The organism is Escherichia ruysiae (assembly GCF_031323975.1).
Lineage (GTDB): Bacteria > Pseudomonadota > Gammaproteobacteria > Enterobacterales > Enterobacteriaceae > Escherichia > Escherichia ruysiae.
This window is the reverse complement of record NZ_JAVIWS010000001.1, coordinates 2,838,280-2,864,350: the sequence shown is the minus strand read 5'-3', so window position 1 is coordinate 2,864,350 and position 26,071 is coordinate 2,838,280. Positions and strand designations below refer to the sequence as shown.

Annotated in this window: 19 protein-coding genes; 5 read left to right on the top strand and 14 right to left on the bottom strand. The window is 52.9% G+C overall.

Annotation, left to right across the window (positions count from 1 at the left end; translation table 11 throughout):
- The first annotated feature begins 55 nt into the window (after window positions 1–55).
- Window positions 56–985, top strand: a complete 930-nt coding sequence (gene kdgK / locus RGV86_RS13815; protein ID WP_085461376.1) for a 2-dehydro-3-deoxygluconokinase — start codon at window positions 56–58, stop codon at window positions 983–985.
- A gap of 722 nt (window positions 986–1,707) precedes the next feature.
- On the opposite strand, the gene RGV86_RS13805 is transcribed toward kdgK, so the two are convergent.
- The 9 genes from RGV86_RS13805 to bcsR all read right to left on the bottom strand — a co-directional run bounded on the left by RGV86_RS13805 (window position 1,708) and on the right by bcsR (window position 17,448).
- On the bottom strand, window positions 1,708–3,204 hold the full coding sequence (locus tag RGV86_RS13805) for a M16 family metallopeptidase (RefSeq protein ID WP_001163165.1): 1,497 nt from the start codon (window positions 3,202–3,204) through the stop codon (window positions 1,708–1,710).
- A gap of 219 nt (window positions 3,205–3,423) precedes the next feature.
- A complete protein-coding gene (dctA, locus tag RGV86_RS13800) occupies window positions 3,424–4,710 on the bottom strand; it encodes a C4-dicarboxylate transporter DctC (protein WP_000858214.1) in 1,287 nt (428 codons plus the stop codon).
- 182 nt (window positions 4,711–4,892) lie between these two features.
- A complete protein-coding gene (gene hmsP / locus RGV86_RS13795) occupies window positions 4,893–6,881 on the bottom strand; it encodes a biofilm formation regulator HmsP (RefSeq protein ID WP_001266343.1) in 1,989 nt (662 codons plus the stop codon).
- Between the two features lie 81 nt (window positions 6,882–6,962).
- The gene (gene bcsC, locus RGV86_RS13790) at window positions 6,963–10,436 is read right to left on the bottom strand and encodes a cellulose synthase complex outer membrane protein BcsC (RefSeq protein ID WP_309508362.1); all 3,474 of its coding nucleotides are present in this window, start codon (window positions 10,434–10,436) and stop codon (window positions 6,963–6,965) included.
- Window positions 10,418–11,524 (bottom strand): cellulose synthase complex periplasmic endoglucanase BcsZ, encoded by a 1,107-nt coding sequence (bcsZ, locus tag RGV86_RS13785; protein WP_024165122.1) that lies wholly within the window; start codon window positions 11,522–11,524, stop codon window positions 10,418–10,420. The genes bcsC and bcsZ overlap by 19 nt, the downstream gene beginning before the upstream one ends.
- Before the next feature lie 6 nt (window positions 11,525–11,530).
- The gene (bcsB, locus tag RGV86_RS13780) at window positions 11,531–13,870 is read right to left on the bottom strand and encodes a cellulose biosynthesis cyclic di-GMP-binding regulatory protein BcsB (RefSeq protein ID WP_085461380.1); all 2,340 of its coding nucleotides are present in this window, start codon (window positions 13,868–13,870) and stop codon (window positions 11,531–11,533) included.
- 10 nt (window positions 13,871–13,880) lie between these two features.
- Window positions 13,881–16,499, bottom strand: coding sequence for a UDP-forming cellulose synthase catalytic subunit (bcsA, locus tag RGV86_RS13775; protein WP_000025927.1), 2,619 nt, complete (start codon window positions 16,497–16,499; stop codon window positions 13,881–13,883).
- Window positions 16,496–17,248: a cellulose biosynthesis protein BcsQ gene (gene bcsQ / locus RGV86_RS13770; protein WP_000279496.1), complete on the bottom strand. Its 753-nt coding sequence runs from the start codon at window positions 17,246–17,248 to the stop codon at window positions 16,496–16,498. The genes bcsA and bcsQ overlap by 4 nt, the downstream gene beginning before the upstream one ends.
- Window positions 17,249–17,259: 11 nt before the next feature.
- On the bottom strand, window positions 17,260–17,448 hold the full coding sequence (gene bcsR, locus RGV86_RS13765) for a cellulose biosynthesis protein BcsR (protein WP_001063311.1): 189 nt from the start codon (window positions 17,446–17,448) through the stop codon (window positions 17,260–17,262).
- A gap of 258 nt (window positions 17,449–17,706) precedes the next feature.
- Here bcsR and bcsE point away from each other — a divergent pair, with 258 nt between their 5' ends.
- Genes bcsE through bcsG form a run of 3 tightly spaced genes read left to right on the top strand, consistent with a single transcriptional unit; the run spans window position 17,707 to window position 21,142 of the window.
- Window positions 17,707–19,278, top strand: a complete 1,572-nt coding sequence (bcsE, locus tag RGV86_RS13760; protein WP_001205754.1) for a cellulose biosynthesis c-di-GMP-binding protein BcsE — start codon at window positions 17,707–17,709, stop codon at window positions 19,276–19,278.
- Window positions 19,275–19,466 (top strand): cellulose biosynthesis protein BcsF, encoded by a 192-nt coding sequence (gene bcsF / locus RGV86_RS13755; RefSeq protein WP_000988318.1) that lies wholly within the window; start codon window positions 19,275–19,277, stop codon window positions 19,464–19,466. The genes bcsE and bcsF overlap by 4 nt, the downstream gene beginning before the upstream one ends.
- Window positions 19,463–21,142, top strand: coding sequence for a cellulose biosynthesis protein BcsG (bcsG, locus tag RGV86_RS13750; protein WP_000191562.1), 1,680 nt, complete (start codon window positions 19,463–19,465; stop codon window positions 21,140–21,142). The genes bcsF and bcsG overlap by 4 nt, the downstream gene beginning before the upstream one ends.
- Before the next feature lie 85 nt (window positions 21,143–21,227).
- Here bcsG and RGV86_RS13745 read toward each other — a convergent pair whose 3' ends face one another.
- The 3 genes from RGV86_RS13745 to RGV86_RS13735 form a co-directional block, all read right to left on the bottom strand.
- Window positions 21,228–21,335 carry a type I toxin-antitoxin system toxin Ldr family protein gene (locus tag RGV86_RS13745; RefSeq protein ID WP_085461382.1) on the bottom strand — a complete coding sequence of 36 codons (108 nt, stop codon included), beginning with the start codon at window positions 21,333–21,335 and terminating at the stop codon, window positions 21,228–21,230.
- Between the two features lie 373 nt (window positions 21,336–21,708).
- Window positions 21,709–21,816, bottom strand: a complete 108-nt coding sequence (locus RGV86_RS13740) for a type I toxin-antitoxin system toxin Ldr family protein (RefSeq protein WP_085461382.1) — start codon at window positions 21,814–21,816, stop codon at window positions 21,709–21,711.
- Window positions 21,817–22,189: 373 nt separating this feature from the next.
- The gene (locus RGV86_RS13735) at window positions 22,190–22,297 is read right to left on the bottom strand and encodes a type I toxin-antitoxin system toxin Ldr family protein (RefSeq protein WP_000141666.1); all 108 of its coding nucleotides are present in this window, start codon (window positions 22,295–22,297) and stop codon (window positions 22,190–22,192) included.
- A 481-nt stretch (window positions 22,298–22,778) separates the two neighbouring features.
- On the opposite strand from RGV86_RS13735, the gene RGV86_RS13730 reads away from it, so the two are divergent.
- Complete coding sequence (locus RGV86_RS13730) at window positions 22,779–24,050, top strand: SLC5/6 family protein (RefSeq protein ID WP_085461384.1); 1,272 nt, start codon at window positions 22,779–22,781, stop codon at window positions 24,048–24,050.
- 29 nt (window positions 24,051–24,079) lie between these two features.
- Here the strand turns inward: RGV86_RS13730 and dppF are convergent, their stop codons facing one another.
- Together dppF and dppD are read right to left on the bottom strand one after the other, a co-directional pair.
- Window positions 24,080–25,084, bottom strand: coding sequence for a dipeptide ABC transporter ATP-binding subunit DppF (dppF, locus tag RGV86_RS13725; RefSeq protein WP_000107036.1), 1,005 nt, complete (start codon window positions 25,082–25,084; stop codon window positions 24,080–24,082).
- On the bottom strand, window positions 25,081–26,064 hold the full coding sequence (gene dppD / locus RGV86_RS13720) for a dipeptide ABC transporter ATP-binding protein (protein WP_001196491.1): 984 nt from the start codon (window positions 26,062–26,064) through the stop codon (window positions 25,081–25,083). The genes dppF and dppD overlap by 4 nt, the downstream gene beginning before the upstream one ends.
- Window positions 26,065–26,071 lie beyond the last annotated feature (7 nt).

Sequence of the window (26,071 nt, the reverse complement as noted above, 5' to 3'; positions counted from 1 at the left end):
GCAAACCACCACAGCGCAAACTAACGCTAATTTTTTACAGATCAGGTTCACGACTATGTCCAAAAAGATTGCCGTGATTGGCGAATGCATGATTGAGCTTTCCGAGAAAGGCGCAGACGTTAAGCGCGGTTTCGGCGGCGATACCCTGAATACTTCCGTCTACATCGCTCGTCAGGTCGATCCTGCGGCATTAACCGTTCACTACGTAACGGCGCTGGGGACGGACAGTTTTAGTCAGCAGATGCTGGACGCCTGGCACGGCGAGAACGTCGATACGTCCCTGACCCAACGGATGGAAAACCGCCTGCCGGGTCTTTACTACATTGAAACCGATAGCACTGGCGAACGCACTTTCTACTACTGGCGTAACGAAGCCGCAGCTAAATTCTGGCTGGAGAGCGAGCAGTCAGCAGCGATTTGTGAAGAGCTGGCGAATTTCGATTACCTTTACCTTAGCGGGATTAGCCTGGCGATCTTAAGCCCGACCAGCCGCGAGAAGCTGCTTTCTCTGTTGCGCGAATGCCGTGCCAACGGCGGGAAGGTCATTTTCGACAATAACTACCGTCCGCGCCTGTGGGCGAGCAAAGAAGATACGCAGCAGGTGTACCAGCAAATGCTGGAATGCACAGATATCGCCTTCCTGACGCTGGACGATGAAGACGCGCTGTGGGGTCAACAGCCGGTGGAAGACGTCATTGCGCGTACCCATAACGCAGGCGTGAAAGAAGTGGTGGTAAAACGCGGGGCGGATTCTTGCCTGGTGTCCATTGCTGGCGAAGGGTTAGTTGATGTTCCTGCGGTGAAACTGCCGAAAGAAAAAGTGATCGACACCACCGCTGCGGGTGACTCTTTCAGCGCCGGTTATCTGGCGGTACGCCTGACCGGGGGAAGTGCAGAAGAAGCAGCGAAACGTGGACATTTGACTGCAAGTACAGTTATCCAGTATCGCGGCGCGATTATCCCGCGTGAGGCGATGCCAGCGTAATGGTTTTTGGCGGAGAACGGGTAGATATTCGTTCTCCGTTAATCTTCTTGCAGGGATGAACCGAGCGGTGCTGATGATTTGAAATAAACTGCTGACGCATATCATTCAAACTACGCGTAAATTTAAGCGGGTTCTCACCTTTAATTTCGACCGTGACGAAAACATTCCCATTAGTGTTAAATAAGTCAAAATAATAATCATGTTGATGACGATGATTAGTTTTAAATTGACGAAATGATAAATAGCAGCGGTCATCATAGGTAATTAAAAAATCATTTTCGCCGTACTCGTTTATCATCCTGTTTTTCAGGTTACCGTCGAAGAGAACTGTATACTTCGCTCTGTCAGCAAATAATTCGGCATCCGTTTCTCGGTTGATCGTATTGACACTGATACCGAATTCTATTTTTACCTTGTCTTTATCGATATTATTTCTTGTACTGACATAAATATTATTCGCATCCCAAAGTAAAAGAAAATTTTTGTTGCAGGAATAGAGAGCTGTTCAACAGAGAATCATAATCGGCAAGAACAGTGTGACTTTGTAGCGCATTTATATTCCTTTAGCACGTTACGTTCACAAAGTGTGGTTACTTCCTTTTACATAAACCACAGCAGTCAGTAATTATCCGCACGCTACCGCCGTGCCTGGAAAAATATCTGCGGGTATATTCACTACCGTTAATCCCGGCAGCGCAGAAGAAACGCTGCCGGATTATTTATTACTGCGCGGGTGGAATATCCGTCACTTCAGGATGCACATCATCCGTGGCGACAGACGTCGCCGCAGCCGTAGTCGATGGCGCCATGATTTGATCCCAGGCAGCCTGCAACGATTTCATGTTAAATTCCGGCTCGCCTTTCGGCTGCAGCAGAATTAACGCCATGTCGTTCGACAACTGCTGACGCAGATCCTGATTTAACATCTCTACCGTCAGGCTGTTAAGGAAATCCTGACGCAGTTTCTGATATTGCTCCGGTGCAATATCGACAACCTGATTTTGCAGTGAACGCATCCGCTGCCCCATCAGAATATCGGTATCAGCTCGTGCATAGGCGGCAAACAGTTTCTGCAGCTCCAGTTTCTTTTGCGCGACCAGGGCGTTGAACTCTTCTTCCGGCAGACCTTTATCGCGGACTTTCGCCAGTTCACGCGCCACCAGATTAAGGTTGCTGTTCAGCTTGTCGTTTGGTGACTCGATGTTGATGGCACATTGCGCACGCAGATACAGCACTCGGCAATCAAATCCAAGGCCGATGTCTTTGCTGTTATTGGCGCTTAATGCTTGCTGAACATGCCAGAACAGCGCCTCACGAGCCAGGTCCGCGCGCCAGTAGCGCAGCAGTGCGGCTGACTCACGAATCGGCTGCCACGGCGTGTCCCACATGATAGATAACCGATCCTGGCGCACCGCGTCGGTCATAATGCTCACCGCTTCCGCACGCAGCGGAGAAAGCGTCGGCACCGGAGCCGGTGTTTCACGTTTGCCTTTCAGTTCGCCAAACGTTTTGTTGATTTGGTCGACAACCGAGCGCGCATCAACGTTCCCCACCACCAGCAGCGTCATTGCATCTGGGGTGTACCATTTCTGGTAGAAATCTTTAATCTTTTCCGCTTCAACGGGCTTTTTCAGCGGATCGGCAGGATCGTGACCTAACAAAGTTGATCCTTTCAGACGATAGCGCCACCAGCCTTCTTTAGTGTCGGCAGGCCAGGTTGCCACCATATCCTGGCTTTGCAGCGCATGGTTAACCGTTTCTGGTGTGATGGTCAGCTTGCCGGTCGCATTCGCCAGATAAGAGAGCGCCTCTTTCAGCAGATCGTTACGATTATTTGGCAAACTCAGATTAAACAGCGTGGTGTCGTAAGAGACGATCACCGGCGGCATCGGGCGCTTAGGGTCGATCCCCTGCTGCCACAATGAACGTGCCTGTGCCGCTTCCAGACCACCGCTTTGCGTCAGCGCAATACGAGGAATGGCATGACTGTAACCGCTCTGTTGTGTACTTTCGGCGAGCGAACCGGTATTAACCAGCAGGCGAATTTCAACACGATCGCTGGGACGCTGGGGCGTGGTCAGCACTTGCCACTGTAAACCGTTGGCGAGCGTCCCCTGTTGCCATGCTGGATCAGGCTGGAGCGCATCTGCCTGCACATAGCCAGCAGTGGCCATCACCAGCAAACCGCCCGCTAAAAGTCGAATTTTTGTGCCCTGCATGTGAACCCCTGATCAACTATCCTGGTAATAAAAGACTGCCCGCTATCGGTCAGCCTAAATGACGTTAAAAACACTTCGTGTTAGACCGCAAGAACATAAAAATGTCACGGAGGAAGTGAAATAAACCCGAACTCACCCAGGTGGTAAGTTCGGGCACAGGGGGCAATTATGCTCAAACACCCGCACTCGGGGAAGGGAGTGCGGGCATAAGTGGTGAGATTAAGAGGATAATTCGTGCGTTTTGCCATCCGGCGCACGATTATTCAGCACATCATCCAGTTTTTTGTGGTCCAGCTCTTTAACCCACTTAGCAACCACGATGGTCGCAACGCCGTTACCGACCAGGTTAGTCAGCGCACGGGCTTCTGACATGAAGCGGTCGATACCGAGGATCAGCGCCAGACCCGCCACCGGCAAATGGCCCACCGCAGAGAGTGTCGCCGCCAGCACGATAAAGCCACTACCCGTTACCCCTGCCGCCCCTTTAGAAGAGAGCAGCAACACAATCAACAGCGTGATTTGGTGGACGATATCCATCTGACTGTTAGTGGCCTGGGCAATAAATACCGCCGCCATCGTCAGGTATATCGATGTCCCATCAAGGTTAAACGAGTAGCCTGTCGGGATAACCAGCCCCACCACCGATTTGCGGCAGCCGAGTTTCTCCATCTTGTCGAGCATACGCGGCAGCGCCGACTCGGAAGAGGATGTTCCCAGCACAATCAGCAGTTCTTCACGGATGTAGCGGATAAATTTGAAAATACTGAAACCGGTCGCTTTAGCGATTGAACCCAGTACCAACACCACAAACAGGATACAGGTGATGTAGAAGCAGATAATGAGCTGCCCAAGCTGCACCAGGGTGCCGACGCCGTATTTACCGATGGTAAACGCCATCGCCCCGAACGCACCGATGGGTGCCAGACGCATGATCATATTGATGATGCCGAAGATGACCTGCGAGAAACTTTCGATAACGTTAAAAATCAGTTGGCCTTTGCTGCCCAGACGGTGGAGCGCAAAACCAAACAGTACGGCAAACAGCAGCACCTGCAGGATGTTACCGCTGGCAAATGCGCCAATGACGCTCGCCGGGATGACATCCATAATAAAGGCGACAATGCCCTGGTCTTTTGCCTGATCGGCGTAAACCGCTACCGCTTTCGCATCAAGCGTTGCCGGATCGACGTTCATTCCGGCACCAGGCTGCACGACGTTAACGATGATAAGACCAATAATCAGCGCGATGGTACTGACAATTTCAAAGTAAAGCAGTGCGACTGCGCCGGTACGGCCGACCGCCTTCATGCTTTCCATGCCCGCAATGCCCGTTACGACGGTACAAAAGATGACAGGAGCGATGATCATCTTAATGAGCTTAACGAACCCGTCGCCAAGCGGTTTCATTTGCTCGCCTATCTCAGGGTAGAAATGGCCAAGGAGAATACCAATGGCTATCGCTGTCAGAACCTGAAAGTAAAGGCTTTTAAACAGAGAGGTTTTCATAGGGTGTCCTTTAGTAAAACCACAGGTCTTGTAAGGTTATGGAGTACCTGCGGCCTTAAAATAACACCCAGACAACATCACAGAAATGTACCTGGATCATAATTGAAACAAAAAGGTTAAAAAGTTTGAACTGGCTCGCACAAACCAGCACTTTTTAAAGTTTTGTAATCAGTTTGGGGTAGCTACTTTTCTTCCAGGTAACTCTCTTCGAAGATTTCAATAGGGAGTGGACGAGCAAAAAGGAAGCCCTGGGCAATACCAACACCTGCTTTTGCCAGCCAGTCGCGTTGCGCTTCCGTTTCTACGCCTTCAGCAATCATTTGCAGATTCAGGCTTTGTGCCAGCATGATAATTGCAGCAATCATGCTGCTATCTTCCGGTAAGCCCTCAACAAACATTTTGTCGATTTTCAGCACGTCTATTGGCAACGATTTCATATGCTGCAACTGACGCAGCCCTGCGTAACCCATGCCGAAATCATCCAGCGCCACCTGTACGCCGGCGTTGCGCAGCGGACGAAGGATCGCCACCGCCGCGTGAGGGTCATCAATGCGTCGGCTTTCCGTGACCTCCAGGATCAACGTTCCAGGCTGAATACGATAACGAGTTAATAACCCCAGCATATCCGGCACCATATTTGGGTGCATCAACTGTAGCGCCGAGAGATTCACCGATAATGGCAACATAATGCCGCGCTCTTGCCAGGCAGCAAGCAGTCGACAGGATTCCTCCAGCACCCAATGACCGACGGTAACCATCAGCCCACAGGACTCAATACGATCGATTAAGCCATCCGGCAGTTCCCAGGTGCCATCCGCTTGCTGGATGCGCAGCAACGCTTCCGCGCTGACGAGTTTGCCGCTGGTCATCTCCACCTGTGGCTGTAGCCAAATAGCAAACTTATGATTTTCCAGTGCATTAAGGATATCGCTCTCTTCCGTCAACCGTTGTTGAGCTTCTTCCATCTGCTGTGGATCATAGAACTGAATCTGATTCTTCCCTTTATGACGGGCGGTAAATGCCGCCGAAATAGCACGACCATAAAGTTGTTCGGCAGTGAGATCGCCATAGAACATCGCCACACCGATGCTACAGTGCGGACGTAGCTGAATACGTTCAATCGGCAAGCGTTCACTCATGATAGTGAGCACTTGCTGACCTAATGTGATAGCGTGCCACGGTTCCTGTACACCATTAGCGATCACAGCGAAGTCATAGCCACTGACCTGTGCGAGGATCATGCGTGGCGACAGCACCGATTTGATTTTCTCCACCAGCGTCAGTAGCAGGATTTCCCGCTGCGCCTCTTTCAGCACGCCAGCAGTATCACGTAACGTTTCACAAGTGATGATCATCAGTGCGGTGGTTTGTTTACGTGCGACCACCTGTTCCAGCATCTCCATCAGCAAGGCTTTGTTTGGCAAATCCGACACCGGGAAACGCATCGCGTTTTCGCACTGTTCTTCATAATGGCGCTGCAACAATTGCTGATTGAGGTTGTAACTACGCACCAGCATACCGATTTCGTCGTCCTGGTGCAGACGCGGCAAGGCCAGTTGATGACCGACAATCTCTTGCGGTGGAATGGCGTTTAGCTCGCGAGCGATATTGCGTAAAGGATGTAATATCAGTCGATTAATGCACCAGCTAATCGCCACCGTCAGGATCAGCGACAAAAGTAAGTAAATGGTCACTAACGTAGAGACAGTGCTCATCACGAACTTGTACATGCGGAAGGAATCCGCCTGTAACACCAGATAGGCAATCGGCTGCGGGGTAGCAGGACGTTCCAGCGAGTAGACGCCCAGCGAGATTTGTACCGGTAACTCAAACAGTCGGGTGAACGTCACCGGCACCGGGCGCTCTGGAATAAAACTTTTACGCAGTGCCTGGAACTGATTAGGCAGCACCACGTCGGCGCGACTGACCACGCCCGCTGGTTTTATGCTGGCAAGAATAGCTTCCGCCTGGGGAATATCACCTTTTAAAATGGCGGAAGATAAGGGTTCGCGGACAGAGCGAGCAATGCTTTCCAGTTGCGTAGCCGTGTTATAGCGATTCTGCTGTACCAGGTGGAACAGCAAAACAGTGCAAAAAATAAAAACAAACACCATGACAACGGCCGCCACCATTGCCATCTGCTTAATTGTTAACGAGCGACTAACGCGCAAATTGTCTCCCCCCGGAAATCCCAGATTGCCGCCCGAGTATACCCGATCGCAGCGGCATTAAGAGAGGCGCTATCTGAAAACTTACCAGTCGGCGTAAGGTATCAGCGGCTGCGGCGGTAAATCCATGTCGCCCTGCCATCCGGCGGCGGAATACCGCACGTAGAGCAGGAAATGGCTTGGCGCATAATCTTTCGCCTGCTGGATATCGATTGCCGTGCCGACAAACCAGTTGGACGTGACCCGACGCTCAAGTAACGCCCGCGCCGTGTAGCCAAAGCCCTGACTGCTGCCGCCGTCGTTGGTCTGGCTGGCGGCATCCTCTTTCCAGTCCGTCGGGATCAGGTTCATCAGCGGATAACGCGGCATGGTTTTGGTGCGCGAATGCGACCACGAGCCAGACGCGCCCAGCTCCCACGACCAGTTTTCCGTCCGCTCACGCCACATCACCGGTATGGCAAACGACAGGTATTCCTGCGGGCTGTAGTAACCGCCCTGACCGAGTGAGTACCCACTCAGGTCTTTGTCGTAATGCCAGATCATATTGTTCAGGCCAATGGTCACACGGCGATTATTCTGGTTGATGACCTTATAGTAATAGCCCGTCATCCAGCGCACGCGCCAGTTATCTTCGACATTTTTGCCGGTTAACTGGTCGCCGCTAAGGGATGCCCAGACGCCGTTCGCTTCACCTTTATCGTAGCTCAGACTCAGCCCCACGCCATCGGCACGCACACCGCCCCATTTTTTCCCGGTATTGCCCGGAGAGTCTTTCTGCCCGCCAAAGGCCAGTAACGAACTGGAGATGGGGCGACGATGGGCGTTAACGGTGTAACCAAGCGGCCCGATATCATCGCTGTAACTGATGCCGCCGACCACATCCACCACGTTGAAGCCCATCGGCGTGGTACCGATATCCCAGCTCCAGACGTCATTTCGCCAGCCGACCGCCACGCTGGCGCCGGAATCCGACTGGCTGCGGTTGCCGCTACAGTCCTGCAACGTACAGGTGCCCCAGTTGTTATCCCATTTACCCTCAGCGTCGGCGGAAAAACTGCCGACATTCATATTGACGAAATCACTGCGAAAGAACATCCGTCCGTCAGAATACGGTGCATCCACCTGCAACATGGTGGTGTGCGCTTTCAGGTCGGAATAGCCACCGGTGCCGCTCGATCCCCAGTAGTCGTGCTCCAGGGTGACGTTAAGATCCTGCTGGCGATAGAGATCCGCCGCATCGCTGCGCACGCCGCGCTTCAGCCAGTCGTCCTTCTCATCGTTACGGGTCAGACGGGTAAAGGTGTCGTTATCCTGCGGACGCGTCGTGGTCACACCGGATGCGACCATCGCGTCTTTGTAGGTTTCCAGCGCCTGCTCCGGATCGCCCGCCTGCGCTTCAAACCCTGCACCATCACGCAGTACCATCGCACTTTCCATCGACGGCGGCTGAGATTTTGCCTGCGGGATCAGCTTGTTAAACGTCTGCTGCGCCGCTGCGGTATCGCCAAGCTGCGCCTGTACCAGCGCCACGCGCCGCTGTGTATTCAGTGAGGTATTGTCGGTGGCGGGCAGTTTCGCCAGCTGGCTGCGTGCCGCCGCTTTGTCACCGGCGGCGATATCCACTTCCGTCAGGCCAAGAATGGCATCAACGTTAGCTGGCTCCCGCGTCAGGACATTCTGATACGCCGCGCGGGCGGCGGTGTCATCACGTCGCTGCTGCGCCCAGTCGGCCAGGGTGAGGTCAATGCGCGTGGACGGTGGCTGCTGGCGCAGCATCGCTTCCGCTTCTGCCTCTTTGCCGCTTTCACGCAGGCGGCTGGCAGTTTCCAGTACCTGATCGCTTTGCAGGCGGTTTGCCAGTTCCTGAATATTGCTGTTCCACTGCGCGCGCGGCAGGCTGTTGATATGCGCCAGCGCGGCTCTGTCCTGGTCGTGACCGGAAAGATACAGTCCGTAAGCGTAAACCTGCTCCGGGTCGTTCGGCTTCTGTTGCGCCAGATTGCGCATTAACGTATCGGCCTGGCTGCGTTGTCCGGCCTGCCAGAGATCCTGCGAAAGCCGGTAAGTAATCCACACACTGCCGGGATCGAGCGCCAGTCGCTGACGCTGAAGTGCTGCCGCCTGCGCCCATTTACCCTGATTTTCCAGTGCCTCCGCCTGCTGTGCCAGACGGTCGTTTTGCAGGCTGCGTTCGATGTCATCAACGCTGCGCCGCTGGCTGGCAGAAAGCGAGGCAATAAACGCTTCAGCTTTTTCCGGCGACTGCTGGCGATAAAGATTCGCCAGCCCGCGCACGGCGTTAGTGTTGCCGCTGTCCATGCGCAGCGTCTGCTGGTAATAGCGTTCAGCGGCGGGGTAATCTTTGCGCGCCATCGCCACATCGCCCAGCCCCAGCACCGCATAGCTGTCGGCGTTATCGACATTGCGCGCCTGCTGGAACAGGCGTTCTGCCCGGTCGGGATTATTGGCTTTCAGCGCAGCATCGCCCTGCTGGATCGCCAGCCAGTAGCGATTCACCTTCAGCAGACTGTTCCATTTGTCGTTGTTGCTGTTGTGCGGATCCAGCGCGAGGGCTTTTTCCAGATTCGCCACCGCATTAGCACGATCGCCATTCTGAGAATATGCCTGGCCCAGCGCCCCCAGAGCCTCACTGTCTTTCGGGTTCGCCCGCACCGCCTGTTGTAGTTCGGGAATGGCTTTACCCGCCATGCCAGAGTCCACCGCCGCTAAACCTTGCGCACGGGCGCGGAAATTAGGATCGGCCAGTTGCTTTTGTTGTTCTGCCAGTTGCGATTGCGCAGCCGCCACACTATCGCCATCGCTAAAAATAGAGAGATATTTTTTCAGTGCCGACACGCTGGCGTCGCTCACGGGCATGTCTTTAATCTGCCCGTACCAGATTTTAGAGGCCCCTTCGCGCCCGGCGTTCGATTTCGCCATCTGTTCCAGGACGGCAAAACCTTCGTCACGGCGATCGCTGCTAAACAGCAATAGCGCCAGATTATTTTGCAACCCCGTATTGCCCGGCGTATCCGCATTGATGCGTTTTAGCTGATTAATCGCTTCGCTACGGCGAGCCGGAATTTTCGCTACCGTACTCCAGTACTCGACGGCAATGTCACCTGCTGGCGGCGCTCCGTTGAACAGTTTGTTGTAACCCGCCACGGCTTCTTCCGCATGACCGGTAGTCGCCTGCAATCGTGCCTGCTGCAGTGCCTGGCGACCATCCGGCGTGGAAAGCAGCATTGTGGTACGCGATGATTTATACGCATTTGAACTCGGCGCTAATTGCGACAATCGGTCGAGCTGTTTTTGTGCACCATCAACATCGCCCTGGCGTAACAGAGAGCGAAAACGGGCGGCAACGACATCCGGGTTATTCGGATCAATAAGTTCCAGACGATACAGCGACTGCTGCACCAGGTCTTCGCGGTGGGTCGCTTCGCCCACACGAACCTGTTCCAGCAACTGTTGCTGGGCGGTTGGTGCCGCCTCGACCATCGGCATCACGGCCAGACCGAGGGAAAGCGTAAGGATATTTAGTGTGAATTTGCGCATTCCTGGCCCCAGTCAGGTAATAACTCACCTTTTGTCGAGAAGCGGAAACGGTGTTGATCCCAGCCTTGTCCAAACAGGGTCAACACATAGTTGTAATAGGCATCACTACCAGGAAAGTTATCGGCAATACGCTGACGCTGTACGGCCTGGGCATCACGATCCTGAAGAAATGGCAACATAGCCGCAGAAAAACCGACTGGCCCTTTACCCTGCGCTTTACCCGTAGCGACATCGACTTTCTCCGGCGGATAGCCGTTTTTCTCGGTGAATGTCGCCATCGGTTTAAAACGGTTGAGCATCCGCGCTTTTTGCGGATCGCTGTCGGGCATCATGCCAACCCACATATAGACGCGAATAGCGTCGTAACTGCTGATCAGCGTTTTCTCCGGCTTTAACTGCCAACCTTTGTCTTTCTCATAGCGTACCCAGTCTGGCGAAAAGCCCTTCGGGGCGGTTTCCAGCAATAAACGTTGATTCGTTTCGCGCAACGTGGTCCACGGTGCGCCAAAGCGGGTGAAATACTGCGCCAGCGTCGGAGGCAGATAACTCGGGTTAAAACGCCAGGTGTTATTCTCGGCAAAACCCACTTTGCCCGGTAACAACATGGAACCCAGCCCCGGCACTGTCACCACTTCCTCTTGCGCAATGCGTTTTAACAACGCGCTGCCGATGTCAGTATAACGTTGCTCTTTCCACAATCGACCGGCCTCCAGCAGTGACCAGGCCATCCAGATATCGCCGTCAGAAGCTGAGTTGCTGTCCAGCACTTCCCACTTCGCATTCTCTTTCTTGCCCCATAGCCAGGCGGGCAAATGTTCTTTTAATGAGCCCTGGGCAAGATTATTCTGCGTCCAGTCGAGAAGGTTATCGAAAGCCGCACGGTCGTTAGCCGCCAGGGCAAAGAACATGCCGTAGCTTTGCCCTTCGGAGGTGGTAATTTTGCGCGCGTCGCTGGGATCGATGACGCGCCCTTCCTGACTGATGTAATCCTTTTTGAACTGCTCCCAGGCAGGCCAACTGCAGGCTGCCTGAACACTAAAGGTAGCCAGCAGCAGCATCGTCACAATTCCACTACGCAAAACATTCATCATCAATTACTCATTATCCGGGTTAAGACGACGACGGCTGATGATACGCAACAGACGCCACAGTACCCAGGCCAGCAATACCACGCTGATTGCCGCCAGCACCGCCAACAGAATCGGGTGATTAGCCAGCGCATACCACAAACGTTCGAACCACGGCAGATGACCAACGTAATAGATGTCGCCGACCCGCAAACTGTTAACACCAGATTCACGGATCACCGCTACCGAGCCGAACATGGTGGCGCGTTTGCCGCTATCGTTCACCGCATCGTTAAGCATTTCGTAACCGCGCGGACTGTCGGCCAGGAGAGCAATCACGCTGCGCTGGTCGTTATACGGTGACTGGAAGCCAATCACCGCTGCCATCGCGCCAGAAGAGGTCAGCGTTGACTGAGTTTCTGCCGCACGGTCGTTTTCGTCCGGCACAATACCCGGGAATAGCGTCTGGCGCATTGGCGTTTTCACCCAGCTTTCGGTGGCCTGTACCAGCATGTCAATCTGCTTGTCGTCTTTTAATTTGTCCGGGATTCCGCCGACGATCATGATGTCGGCATCTTTCCCCTGAATGGTGCTGCCATCATCGGTCACGGTCAGGTTAATCGCCGGGAAGCCCGTCTGCGCGCCGATAAAGCCAACGGTATTCAGCAAGGTTTCCATCTGTGCTTCGTTGGGCGCTTTCGGCATTACGGTGATGGTTTGCGACAGATCCGCCATCCGGCTGAACGGGAAGCCCGCATTGGCAAACGCGCGCAGATCCGGCATCGGAATGAAGTGGTAATACTTCGAGAAGTCGATAGTGGAGTCGTCGCCAATCACCACATGGTTCTGCACCGGCTGGAAGGTAATACAGTTATCCACCGATCCGCCCGGCATCGGGTTCATGTACTCAAAGTCGAAGCGCAGCTGGTTGGTCGCCCCCAACTTCAACGCCGGAATAGAGACATCCGTTTTGCCGTCCAGCAAACCTTGTAACACAGGAATACGCAGCAGCAGGCGGTTCGCCTCCTGTTTGCTACTCAGGTTAAATGATTGCAGGAACTGGTTGTTCAGGCTGATATCCATCCGCGAGCTGTCTTTCACCGGCGGCATGGTGTAGCGGTAATTAATATCCATATCAATACCGGTACTACGCATCAGGTAGAGATCTGGCGGCAGATTTAGCGAAACGTTAATCGCTGCCGGTTCCAGACCGCTGGACTGTAACTGCTCTTCATAAGTTTTCAGTTCACCAAAGGTGACAGGACGATCGGTACGCACCCAGTTCGGCGCGTCGTATGGCTTACGCGGCAGCAGCGGTTTGACTTCATTCACCACGACGCTGTCGCCACGGAACAAAATATTGCCTTGGGCGATACCTTTCGCTGCCTGCAACAGGTCTTTGTCGTCACGACCAAACACCACCAGCAGTTTGATGTAAGGATTTTCCGGGTGGTTGATCATCTCAATCACCGGGGCTTTTACCGCCGGATGATCGCGCAGAAAGTCCGGGCGTTTGTCGTTAGTCGCAAAAACAATCGCATTGCGATCGGGAAGCTGGTTATAGAGTACCGGGAAGTTCTGCCCACGCCAGCCAGAGCGCGAGCCAAACCACGAGGCAACAATGGCGGAAGCCTGTTGCAGCGCAACATCCGGCGCGCCCGCAAAGACCATCGGCAAGATGTTGGCACGGTTATCGCGTGGGTCAAAGAATGGAATCGGGAAGTGCGACAGGTCATTCTTCACATTCAGTGATTGATACGTCAGATCCAGTCCGCTACTGCGTCCGACATCCAGCCAGAGCGTTGTGCTGGCAGGGTTTTCGCACACATCCTGATAATGACCGACAAACTCCAGCCGCACGCGGTTGAAGTCGGTAATAAACAGTGGGTTAATCGGCATTTGCGCCAGCGTCTTTTTACCCAACTGCTCTTTAGTCACTGGCAGCACGCCCATCAGTTCATCATTGAGATAAACTTTTAACTGCGACTGAATTGGCAGCAATGACGGCGATGGCGTGTATTCGAGATTGAGCATCGCCTTCGTCACCACTTCGTCGCTGCGCATACCAAACTCAATGCTACCGTTCGGGTTGATACCTCGCAGCACCATGCTGCCCGGCGGCGGCGCGATTTGCGCAAAGGTCAGCTTCACATCACGCGAAGAGCCGTTCTGCTCGACGACTGGCGCATCCGCTCCCTGCACGCCCGGCATCACCTGCCCCACCTGCGGATTTTGTTCCGTCTGGGCAGGAACAACTGGCTCAGCATTGATCAGTGGTTGCGTTGCTGGCGTCGCCTGCGTCATAAAAGAGGGGAATGCGCTCATCCCCATTGCCACTGCACAAATCCAGAATAGTTTTCTTTTCATCGCGTTATCATCATTGTTGAGCCAAAGCCTGATCCGATGGTTGTACCGTTTCGCTCCGCTCCGGGCGGCGCGGAATGAACGAAACAACCCAGGAAACCAGAGAAGTCAGCGCACGGAAAATACCCTTCACTGAAGAAGGTGCAAATTCCGCCAGATGGCGGTAGCCACGGAAGCCGAGCTTCAGAATATCCAGCAGACTTTCCAGCGGCTTATCTTCCGGGTAGCTGTCCTGCCAGAGCGCCCATGTATCCGCACGGGCAAACGTACACTGCACAAAATCGATATGTTGCTGGGTGGTGAGCGGCATCAATTGCAGCCCGACTTCGTTACCCATCACGCGTGCCACCTGGGTCGGGAAGACGTATTCCTGTTGACCGCGTTTGAGTAGCAGATTCACTTTCTGCCCTTCCAGGATCTGCGCCTGACCGTGGATTTTGATCCCCAGCCCACCGTCGGAGAAGTCCTGAACGGTGCAGGAGAAAAGGTGACCATCTTCACGGGCAATTGCCGCTGGCATCGTCATCTCAACACGATGCGAACGACGAACCTGTTTACTTTCAACCGATACCGCTACCGCGCCACCGAGAATAATCAGGTTGTAGAACACCCACACCATACTGACGACGACGGTGAGCATTTCGGTTGGCGGACCGTAAAAGTAACGCCAGATGCCAACAGCGACACCAACCAGGTTGAGCAGTACGAGGAAGATGTACGGTCGCGAGATCACCCAATCGACATACTCTTCCTCCACCAGGCCACCTTTGGCGGTGACGTTAAATTTGCCTTTGTGCGGGTTAATCAGCGCCACCAGCGTCGGTGGTGCGATATACCATGCCAGCACTGTTTCGTAGATTTCACTCCAGAACGAGTGGCGATATTTGCCCTGAATCTTCGAGTTAGTCAGGCTGGCGTGGATCATATGCGGCAGCACAAACAGGGCGATCATCAACGCAGGTGCGTAGATGATATAGGCATGAAGCAGCAGGAACGCCAGCGGCGCAGTCAGGAAGATCAGCCGTGGAATGCCCGACAAGAAATGGAACATGGCGTTGACGTAGCACAGCCGTTGCGCGAACTTCAGCCCTTTACCGGTGAGCGGGTTATCAAGGCGGAAGATTTGCACCATCCCGCGCGCCCAGCGAATACGCTGACCGATATGCGCCGACAGACTTTCGGTAGCCAACCCCGCCGCCTGCGGAATGCGCATATACGCGGAGGTGTAGCCACGACGGTGCAAACGCAAAGAAGTGTGCGCATCTTCGGTTACCGTTTCGACGGCAATACCGCCAATCTCATCCAGCGGCTTACGGCGGATCACCGCACAAGAACCGCAGAAGAAGGTGGCATCCCACATATCGTTGCCATCCTGCACCAGACCGTAGAACAGCGTGCCTTCATTCGGCGTTTTACGAAAACGTCCCAGGTTGCGTTCAAACGGGTCTGGCGAGAAGAAGTGGTGCGGCGTCTGCATCATCGCCAGTTGTTTTTCTTTCAGGAACCAGCCCATGGTCATTTGCAGGAACGAGCGCGTTGGCACGTGGTCGCAGTCGAAAATCGACACAAACTCGCCTTTGGCATATTTCAGCGCATTGTTGATATTGCCCGCTTTCGCATGTTCATGAGTAGTACGGGCGATATATTTCACCCCAACGTTTTGCGCAAACTGGCGAAACTCCTCCCTGCCACCGTCATCGAGGATCCAGATGTTCAGCTTGTCTTTCGGCCAGTCGATACCCAGCGAGGCGTAAATCGTATTTTTCACCACGCTGAGATCTTCGTTGTAGGTCGGGACAAAGATATCCACCGACGGCCACAGCGACATATCCTTCGGCAGCGGTACGGGCTGACGATTCAGCGGCCATACGACCTGGAAGTAGCCGAGCACCAGCACAATCCATGCGTAGGTTTCGGCGAACAACAGAATTAAGCCGCACACCAGACTGACCGGATCATCCCAGTTCAGCGTGGAGGTGTAGCGCCACCAGATATAACGGCAAGAGACGGTCAGCGACAGCACAATCAGCATCAGTGCAGAGAAGCGTCCCGGCATTCGCCGTACCATTAATGCCACACCCCACAGCAACATCAGGAAGATAAACTGCGACAGCGGGTTAAACGGCTGGGTGACGCAAATCAGCGCCAGAATCAGCGAGAATGTCACAATGATGCCAAGAATAAAACGCCGTGCTCCGGCGCTCAGATGTCCCAGCTCTTTTTTCTCATCAAGATGTTGCGTGTTATGGCTGAAGCGAGCCGGCAATTCATCCATCCATTGATGATAACGCCCACGAATATTCTGCAAGCGTGAAAACGACCGCCAGCGCGGTTTCGGCGTTTCTCTGCGCGAAGCACTGATCAGCAACCAGCAGGTCTGAATGACATAGCGCACAGGATCCAACGGACGCGGGCGCGAGGCGTTGATATGAGGGAACAGGATTTTATGTTGCGCACGAATACGCTGCCAGCGTGGGTGCTCCAGCGGAATAAAAATCCAGGCAAGGATCAGCCAGAAACAGCCGAGCGTCGCGCTGAAAGGCGACGCGCCATGACGACGATATTCCCGATAACGCCCAATAAGACGTGCGTTAACCGGCGGGATAAGCAACCACCGGGTCAGGATACTCATGATGCGCTCCCGACTGGCGTTTTCAGCCCGGAATAGTTCAACAGACACCAGTTCGCCAGCGTCAGAATTTCTTCTGCCGCCAACGCATCGCTACGGTATTCGCCCAACGGTTGTTTTGCCGCCAGACATTCAGCCATCGCTTCATCACGATGAATCAACATTGGCAACAAACGCCGCTGGCTTTGCAACCATAGCTGGTAAATATCGTCCTGAACCTGGCTGCCTACACGAAAATCATTAATCAAAATATGCGCGCCAGCGGGCAGTGCCTGCTGATGCAGCCGAATATGACAGTTGGCATCCACGTTGACGATCGCCAGGGTGTGATCGCACAGACTCATGATTTGATGCGTTATCTGCGAGGCGTCGCGTGGTAAATCGATCAAAATCCATTGATAACGTCCGCTGGTCTTTAGTTGCTGAATACCGGTGCAAATCTCGCCCAGCCGTGTTTGCCAGTGCTGGGGATTCTCGTGTTCTTCGAGAGTCAGTTGACCAAAGGGCAGCAGATCGAGCTGTGAGGTATAGCGTAGCCCGGCATCACGCCAGTCCTGGCCATCCAGCATGGCTCTTGCCCAGCCCTGGCGGTGAGAAAAATCAACGTTGAATGACAGGCGCAGCAAATTGTCCGGGCAGGCATCCACCAGCAGGACATTTTCTCCCAACATTTGCAATGACCAGCCTAACGCGGCGGTAATCGTTGTCGTCCCCACGCCACCCCGCATCCCCTGCAATCCCAGAACGGCCATTCACCACACCCCTACTTTTTTTGCGCAAACTCAGCCAATAACGGCCAACGTTTTAATGCCGCAGCCAACTGTTCTCGTTGGGAAATATCGGCATAATCAATATCAGGCAGTGAAAAAGCCTGTTTTAACGCCAAAATATCATTCTGGAAGATATAGCCTATCGCGGGATCAGGCAGAATATCGGGTTCGTTGTTATTCATTATGGTTGATCCCTATGAAATAAACATATTACACAGTAAGACAATTTCGCCGCTTTATTGCTAACGGCAGCACAGAAACCCGCTCATTTTTTGACTTTCCGTTACGCAACAGAAAAACTAAAAAACGAAAAGGCTGATATCACAAGGTTTCTGGCCTGTTAAATTGATTCACATGCTAAATCTGATAAGTTTTAATTTCAATGGTAGGTTTATTTCTTAGCTTTCGCTAGTAAACTGATAATCAGACAAAATGGCGACTTGAGGGACACTGTGGACCCCGTATTCTCTATCGGTATCTCATCCTTGTGGGATGAGCTGCGACATATGCCAGCAGGCGGCGTCTGGTGGTTTAACGTCGATCGTCAAGAAGATGCTATTAGCCTGGTGAATCAAACGATGGCTTCTCAAGCTGAAACCGCGCAAGTCGCGGTCATTAGCATGGATAGCGATCCCGAGAAAATTTTCAAATTAGATGATTCTCAAGGACCAGAAAAAATAAAATTATTTTCAATGCTAAATCATGAAAAAGGTCTATACTATTTGCCCCGTGATTTACAATGTTCAGTTGTTCCCAATAATTACCTGTTCATTCTTGTTTGCGCAAATAACGCATGGCAAAACATTTCTGCCGAGCGCCTTCGCCTATGGCTGGAAAAAATGAATAAATGGTGCAGGCTAAACCATTGTTCACTGCTGGTAATTAATCCCGGAAACAATAACGATAAACAATTTTCATTGTTACTGGAGGAGTATCGTTCGCTTTTTGGACTTGCCAGTTTGCGTTTTCAGGGCGATCAGCATCTGCTGGATATCGCTTTTTGGTGTAACGAAAAAGGCGTCAGCGCCCGTCAGCAACTGACCGTCCAGCATCAAAATGGCGTCTGGGCGTTAGTTCAGCGCGAAGAGGCGGAGATCCAACCACGCAGCGATGAAAAACGTATTCTCAGTAATATTGCCGTACTGGAAGGCGCGCCACCGCTATCGGAACACTGGAAGCTATTCGACAATAACGAAACGCTGTTCAATGAAGCACGTACCTCTCAGGCCGCGACGGTCGTGTTCTCTTTGCAGCAAAATGGGCAAATTGAACCGCTGGCCCGCAGTATTCATACATTGCGTCGCCAGCGTGGTAGCGCGTTGAAAATCCTCGTGCGGGAAAATATTGCCAGCCTGCGCGCCACCGACGAACGTTTACTGTTGGCCTGCGGCGCAAATATGGTTATTCCATGGAACGCCCCGCTCTCTCGCTGTCTGACAATGATTGAAAGCGTGCAGGGACAGAAGTTCAGCCGCTATGTACCGGAAGATATCACCACGCTGTTGTCGATGACTCAGCCGATTAAACTGCGGGGGTTCCAGAATTGGGATGTATTCTGTGACGCGGTCAATAATATGATGAATAACACCCTGTTACCCGCTCACGGCAAAGGCGTTCTGGTGGCTCTGCGCCCGGTGCCTGGCATTCGCGTTGAACAAGCTCTGACGCTGTGTCGCCCTAATCGTACCGGCGATATTATGACGATTGGCGGCAATCGACTGGTGCTGTTCCTCTCTTTCTGCCGGATTAACGATCTGGATACCGCATTGAATCATATCTTCCCACTACCTACTGGCGACATTTTCTCTAACCGCATGGTCTGGTTTGAAGATGACCAAATCAGCGCCGAGCTGGTGCAAATGCGTTTACTCGCCCCGGAACAATGGGGGATGCCGCTGCCTTTAACGCAGGGTTCCACGCCAGTCATCAATGCCGAACACGATGGTCGCAACTGGCGACGCATACCTGAACCACTGCGATTATTGGATGATGCTGTGGAGCGTTCATCATGATGACCATCAGCGATATCGTTGAAATTATTATCGTTTGCGCACTGATATTTTTCCCGCTGGGCTATCTGGCGCGGCATTCTCTACGGCGTATTCGTGACACTTTGCGTTTGTTATTTGCTAAACCTCGTTATGTAAAACCGGCCGGTACATTACGCCGTGCGGAAAAAGCCAGGGCAACCAAAAAATGACTCAATTTACCCAAAACACCGCTATGCCTTCTTCCCTCTGGCAATACTGGCGCGGCCTTTCTGGCTGGAACTTCTATTTTCTGGTCAAGTTTGGCCTGTTATGGGCGGGATATCTTAACTTCCATCCGCTGCTTAACCTGGTGTTTGCCGCGTTTCTGCTAATGCCTATTCCGCGCTATAGCCTGCACCGTCTACGCCACTGGATAGCCCTGCCAATCGGTTTTGCATTGTTCTGGCATGACACCTGGCTGCCAGGCCCGGAAAGCATCATGAGTCAGGGTTCGCAAGTGGCTGGTTTCAGTAGCGATTATTTAATCGACCTCGTTACTCGCTTTATTAACTGGCAGATGATCGGAGCCATTTTTGTATTGTTAGTGGCGTGGTTGTTCCTGTCACAATGGATTCGTATCACCATATTTGTCGTCGCTATTCTGGTATGGCTGAACGTACTTACGCTGGCTGGACCAAGTTTCTCCCTGTGGCCTGCCGGTCAACCGACCACGACGGTGACAACGACGGGCGGTAATGCAGCGGCAACGGTCGCAGCCGCAGGCGGTACGCCGGTGGTGGGTGATATGCCTGCGCAAACCGCGCCGCCGACAACCGCGAATCTTAATGCATGGCTGAATAATTTCTATAACGCCGAAGCGAAACGTAAATCGACCTTCCCATCCGCGCTTCCGGCAGATGCACAGCCATTTGAATTGCTGGTCATCAACATCTGTTCACTCTCCTGGTCGGACATTGAAGCTGCCGGGTTAATGTCGCATCCGTTATGGTCGCATTTCGATATTGAGTTCAAGAATTTCAACTCTGCGACCTCATACAGCGGCCCGGCGGCGATTCGTCTGCTGCGCGCCAGCTGTGGTCAGACTTCGCACACCAATCTGTACCAACCAGCCAATAATGACTGCTATCTGTTCGATAACTTGTCAAAACTGGGCTTTACCCAGCATCTGATGATGGGGCATAACGGTCAATTCGGCGGCTTCCTGAAAGAAGTGCGCGAAAATGGCGGTATGCAGACAGAATTGATGGATCAAACGAATCTGCCGGTTATTTTGCTGGGCTTTGATGGTTCGCCGGTTTATGACGATACCGCCGTACTTAACCGCTGGCTGGACGTTACTGAAAAAGATAAAAACAGCCGTAGTGCCACGTTCTACAACACGCTTCCACTGCACGATGGCAACCATTATCCGGGCGTCAGCAAAACAGCGGATTACAAAGCGCGGGCGCAGAAGTTCTTTGATGAACTGGACGCATTCTTTACTGAACTGGAGAAATCGGGTCGTAAAGTGATGGTGGTAGTGGTGCCAGAACACGGCGGCGCGCTGAAGGGCGACAGAATGCAGGTATCTGGCTTACGTGATATCCCTAGCCCGTCTATCACAGACGTCCCCGTTGGCGTGAAATTCTTCGGTATGAAGGCACCACACCAGGGGGCACCGATTGTCATCGACCAACCAAGCAGTTTCCTGGCAATTTCTGATCTGGTGGTTCGCGTTCTCGACGGTAAAATTTTCACCGAAGACAATGTTGACTGGAAAAAACTCACCAGCGGATTGCCACAAACAGCACCGGTATCCGAGAACTCAAACGCGGTGGTGATTCAATATCAGGATAAACCGTACGTTCGCCTGAACGGTGGCGATTGGGTGCCATACCCGCAATAAACACGAAAAAGGCCGCAGAGTTTCACCCCTGCGGCCTGGTTCGGGCGCAAATTGCCATTACGGCAGCCGACACCCGCACGGCACGTTACTTCCTCTTATTCAGCCAGCCCACGATCAGACTGGCGAGAATGCCAGCAATGACCGGAGCCGCTAAATCGTGCCAGAAGGCCATGCCTAACTGCGCGAACGTCATATAGCCGCCTGTGTTGTAATGACAACGTTTCGCGGCTATTCTTGAGTTGTTTGGGTTCAAGATTAGCCCCCGTCATATTGTCAGGTGTATACCTGCAACGTGCGGGGGTTTTCTCTCTCCAGCAACCAATGCCACCAGGGATAAAGCCCCCGCAACATTGCGCCTCACCGGACTCTTCCGGCTTGCCGCTGATTCTACGACTGTTTTTCTGCTTCGAAATCCATTACTTCTTCACTCTGTGCAGTGCGTTCCGCAGAATATTACCGGCTTGCAGCCGTTGCATTTTTCTTACGAAAAAGGCCGCAGAGTTTTACCCCTGCGGCCTGTTCCGGGCGCAAATTGCCATTACGGCAGCCGACGCCCGCATGGCATGTTACTTCCGCTTATTCAGCCAGCCCACGATCAGACTGGCGAGAATGCCAGCAATGACCGGAGCCGCTAAATCGTGCCAGAAGGCCATGCCTAACTGCGCGAACGTCATATAGCCGCCTGTGTTGTAATGACAACGTTTCGCGGCTATTCTTGAATGGTCTAGATGCAAGAATGGCCCCCGTGATGTTGTCAGGTATATACCTGCAACGTGCGGGGGTTTTCTCTCTCCAGCAACCAATGCCACCAGGGATAAAGCCCCCGCAACATTGCGCCTCACCGGACTCTTCCGGCTTGCCGCTGATTCTACGACTGTTTTTCTGCTTCGAAATCCATCACTTCTTCACTCTGTGCAGTGCGTTCCGCAGAATATTACCGGCTTGCAGCCGTTGCATTTTTCTTACGAAAAAGGCCGCAGAGTTTTACCCATGCGGCCTGTTCCGGGCGCAAATTGCCATTACGGCAGCCGACGCCCGCACAACACGTTACTTCCGCTTATTCAGCCAGCTCACGATCAGACTGGCGAGAATGCCAGCAATGACCGGAGCCGCTAAATCGTGCCAGAAGGCCATGCCTAACTGCGCGAACGTCATATAGCCGCCTGTGTTGTAATGACAACGTTTCGCGGCTATTCTTAAGCGGTCTAGGTTCAAGATTAGCCCCCGTGATGTTGTCAGGTATATACCTGCAACGTGCGGGGGTTTTCTCTCTCCAGTAACCAATGCCACCAGGGATTAAGCCCCCGCAACATTGCGCCTCACCGGAACCCTCCGGCTTGCGGCTGATTCTACTGACGCTTTCTGCCCCTGCCATCTGCCTGTTTTTCACTTTGCGCGATACATTCCAGCTTATTTTCATATTTGCAGAATTTTCACTGTACGCATTACCCGCGCTCTGACACCAGACTGGTAGTGAAATGCGCAATTTTGTAGAATTGCGCCTCCTCGCGATTCTCCCCGGTGAATCTGTTGCCTCATTCTTAGCATACTGCGTATTCGACTTCTCCACCTGTTGCGCAAGAGAAACTGGGTTTATTCATTTTTGCGAGGCCGACTTCTTTCTGGACAGGACTTTATGCAGCACAACACACTACCGAAACACGATCAGAAATTGCCGTTTACACGCTACGACTTCGGCTGGGTTTTATTATGCATAGGCATGGCAATTGGTGCCGGAACGGTGCTGATGCCAGTACAAATTGGGCTGAAGGGAATTTGGGTATTTATCACCGCCGCCATTATTGCTTATCCAGCAACCTGGGTAGTGCAGGATATTTATTTAAAAACACTATCTGAAAGTGAATCCTGTAATGACTACACCGATATTATCAGTCATTACCTGGGGAAGAACTGGGGAATATTTCTCGGCGTTATCTACTTTTTGATGATTATCCACGGAATTTTTATCTATTCCCTCTCCGTGGTTTTCGACAGCGCCTCATACCTGAAAACCTTCGGTTTGACCGATGCCGATCTTTCACAATCCCTACTTTATAAAGTGGCTATTTTCGCCGTACTAGTAGCTATCGCGTCAGGTGGGGAAAGATTATTGTTTAAAATTTCCGGCCCGATGGTGGTGGTCAAAGTGGGCATTATTGTGGTGTTCGGTTTTGCGATGATCCCGCACTGGAATTTCGCCAATATAACCGCGTTCCCACAAGCCTCCGTCTTCTTTCGCGACGTCCTGCTTACTATCCCTTTTTGCTTCTTTTCTGCAGTATTTATTCAGGTGCTTAACCCGATGAATATTGCCTACCGCAAACGAGAAGCAAATAAAGTGCTGGCAACACGACTCGCGCTGCGCACCCATCGGATTAGCTATATCACGCTCATCGCGGTGATCCTGTTTTTTGCCTTTTCGTTTACCTTTTCGATTAGCCATGAAGAAGCCGTTTCTGCCTTTGAGCAAAATATCTCGGCACTGGCACTGGCGGCACAGGTGATCCCTGGGCATATCATTCATATCACCTCTACGGTGTTGAATATCTTTGCTGTACTGACCGCATTTTTTGGCATTTATCTCGGTTTCCACGAGGCCATTAAAGGCATTATTCTCAATCTGTTAAGCCGAATTATTGATACCCGAAAAATTAACTCACGCATACTGACTCTGGCAATTTGCGCTTTTATCGTCATTACGTTGACGATTTGGGTTTCGTTTCGTGTATCGGTGCTGGTGTTCTTTCAGTTGGGAAGCCCGTTATATGGCATTGTGTCGTGCCTCATTCCGTTTTTCCTGATCTATAAAGTCGCACAACTGGAAAAACTTCGCGGATTTAAAGCCTGGCTGATTCTGCTGTACGGCATTTTGCTATGCTTGTCGCCACTGTTGAAGCTGATTGAGTAAACCGGAGCGCATGGCCCCGGTTTTGTGAGTTAACGCTGCGGATTTTCATCCTGATCAACAGCAAAACAAGCGACCAGTTGACCGCCGTAGTCTTTTAGCTGCGGCTGCAACTGGGTGCAGGGGCCGAAGCGTCGACGACAACGAGCATTAAAGGCGCAGCCCGGCGGTGGATTGAGTGGGCTTGGCAGTTCACCGGTAAGCTTAATGCGCTCGCGGCGATCGTCCGGGTTCAGGCGCGGCGTCGCGGAAAGTAGCGCCTGAGTGTACGGATGGCGCGGGTTATTGAAGATTTGGTCTTTCGTTCCCTTCTCCACGCAGCGGCCCAGGTACATCACCATCACTTCATCGGCAATGTGCTCCACCACCGACAGGTCGTGGGAGATGAAGACATAAGAAAGCCCCAGTTCCTGCTGCAAATCCATCATCAGGTTGAGCACCTGCGCACGCACCGAGACGTCCAGCGCGGAAACCGGTTCATCGGCAATCACCACGTCCGGGTCGAGCATCAGACCACGTGCAATGGCGATACGCTGACGCTGACCGCCGGAAAACATGTGCGGATAGCGGTCGTAGTGCTCGGTTTTCAGGCCGACTTTCGCCATCATCGACAGGGCTTTTTCCCGACGCTGTTCTTTGCTTAAGCTGGTGTTGATCAGCAGCGGCTCTTCGAGAATTTGCCCAACTTTTTTACGCGGATTCAGCGAACCGTAAGGGTTCTGGAAGACAATCTGGATTTTCTGCCGACGCAGCTTCTGCGCCTGCGGATCGTGCTTAAGCAGATCCTGCCCCTGGTAATACAGCTCGCCGCCGGTGGGCGTTTCAATCATCGTCAGCAACCGACCGAGGGTCGATTTACCGCAGCCAGATTCGCCCACTACTGCCAGCGTTTTGCCACGTTCAAGGTTAAACGAAACACCATCCAGCGCCTTCACCAGACGTTCCGGTGCGAACATACCTTTCTTCACCGGATAATGTTTTTTCAGGTCGATAGCCTGCAACAGCGGTTGTTGCGAGGTGGCCTCTTGCGTACTCATAGTGTGGGCCTCCCGGCATCATCAAGTGGGTAATGGCATTTGGACTGACGCCCGTCAGCGAGCATATTCAGCGCCGGTTCTTCAGCGCGGCATCTGTCAGTGGCATAGGGACAGCGCGGGTTAAGCAGGCAGCCGTTCGGGCGGTCGTACTTGCCGGGAACGACACCAGGCAACGACGCCAGACGTTCTTTGTCCTGAGCAAATTCCGGCAGCGCGCGTAGCAATGCCTGAGTATACGGATGACGCGGCGCACGGAAGATGGCGTGAGCATCGCCCGTTTCCACCACCTGGCCTGCATACATCACGATGATTTTATGCGCCGCTTCCGCCACCAGCGCCAGGTCATGGGTGATCAACACCAGCGCCATATTCTCTTTCTGCTGCAACTCCAGCAGCAGTTCGATGATTTGCGCCTGAATGGTCACGTCCAGCGCAGTGGTCGGTTCATCGGCAATCAGCAGTTTTGGCCGACAGGCAATCGCCATGGCGATCATCACGCGCTGGCTCATTCCGCCGGAAAGCTGATGCGGGTAAACATCCAGACGCGATGCCGGATCGGGAATACCGACCTGATTCAACAGGTCAATCGCCCGCTGACGGCGGGTACTTTTGTTACCGCCCTGATGCACCTTAATCGCTTCCATAATCTGGAAACCCACGGTGTAGCACGGGTTGAGACTGGTCATCGGGTCCTGGAAGATCATCGCTACTTCGGCACCCACCAGATTGCGGCGCTCTTTTTCTGAGATACGCTGCAAATCCTGACCGTTAAACTCCAGCTTTTCCGCCATTACGCGGCCCGGATAATCAATCAGCCCCATAATCGCCAGTGAACTGACCGACTTACCTGAGCCAGACTCCCCCACAATTCCGACCACTTCACCCTGTTTCACGCTGTAGCTGATGCGGTCTACGGCGCGGAATGGTGCGCTTTCGTCGCCGAAATGCACCGATAATTTATCTACATTTAATAACGCCATCTCGAAC

What these genes read in the sequence shown, in the direction of transcription:
- RGV86_RS13805 (WP_001163165.1), bottom strand. Translation starts at nt 3,204, where the DNA reads ATGCAGGGCACAAAAATTCGACTTTTAGCGGGCGGTTTGCTGGTGATG.
- bcsR (WP_001063311.1), bottom strand. Translation starts at nt 17,448, where the DNA reads ATGAATAACAACGAACCCGATATTCTGCCTGATCCCGCGATAGGCTAT.
- dppF (WP_000107036.1), bottom strand. Translation starts at nt 25,084, where the DNA reads ATGAGTACGCAAGAGGCCACCTCGCAACAACCGCTGTTGCAGGCTATC.
- bcsZ (WP_024165122.1), bottom strand. Translation starts at nt 11,524, where the DNA reads ATGAATGTTTTGCGTAGTGGAATTGTGACGATGCTGCTGCTGGCTACC.
- RGV86_RS13735 (WP_000141666.1), bottom strand. Translation starts at nt 22,297, where the DNA reads ATGACGTTCGCGCAGTTAGGCATGGCCTTCTGGCACGATTTAGCGGCT.
- bcsC (WP_309508362.1), bottom strand. Translation starts at nt 10,436, where the DNA reads ATGCGCAAATTCACACTAAATATCCTTACGCTTTCCCTCGGTCTGGCC.
- bcsQ (WP_000279496.1), bottom strand. Translation starts at nt 17,248, where the DNA reads ATGGCCGTTCTGGGATTGCAGGGGATGCGGGGTGGCGTGGGGACGACA.
- dctA (WP_000858214.1), bottom strand. Translation starts at nt 4,710, where the DNA reads ATGAAAACCTCTCTGTTTAAAAGCCTTTACTTTCAGGTTCTGACAGCG.
- kdgK (WP_085461376.1), top strand. Translation starts at nt 56, where the DNA reads ATGTCCAAAAAGATTGCCGTGATTGGCGAATGCATGATTGAGCTTTCC.
- bcsF (WP_000988318.1), top strand. Translation starts at nt 19,275, where the DNA reads ATGATGACCATCAGCGATATCGTTGAAATTATTATCGTTTGCGCACTG.
- bcsA (WP_000025927.1), bottom strand. Translation starts at nt 16,499, where the DNA reads ATGAGTATCCTGACCCGGTGGTTGCTTATCCCGCCGGTTAACGCACGT.
- RGV86_RS13745 (WP_085461382.1), bottom strand. Translation starts at nt 21,335, where the DNA reads ATGACGTTCGCGCAGTTAGGCATGGCCTTCTGGCACGATTTAGCGGCT.
- dppD (WP_001196491.1), bottom strand. Translation starts at nt 26,064, where the DNA reads ATGGCGTTATTAAATGTAGATAAATTATCGGTGCATTTCGGCGACGAA.
- bcsB (WP_085461380.1), bottom strand. Translation starts at nt 13,870, where the DNA reads ATGAAAAGAAAACTATTCTGGATTTGTGCAGTGGCAATGGGGATGAGC.
- bcsG (WP_000191562.1), top strand. Translation starts at nt 19,463, where the DNA reads ATGACTCAATTTACCCAAAACACCGCTATGCCTTCTTCCCTCTGGCAA.
- RGV86_RS13740 (WP_085461382.1), bottom strand. Translation starts at nt 21,816, where the DNA reads ATGACGTTCGCGCAGTTAGGCATGGCCTTCTGGCACGATTTAGCGGCT.
- RGV86_RS13730 (WP_085461384.1), top strand. Translation starts at nt 22,779, where the DNA reads ATGCAGCACAACACACTACCGAAACACGATCAGAAATTGCCGTTTACA.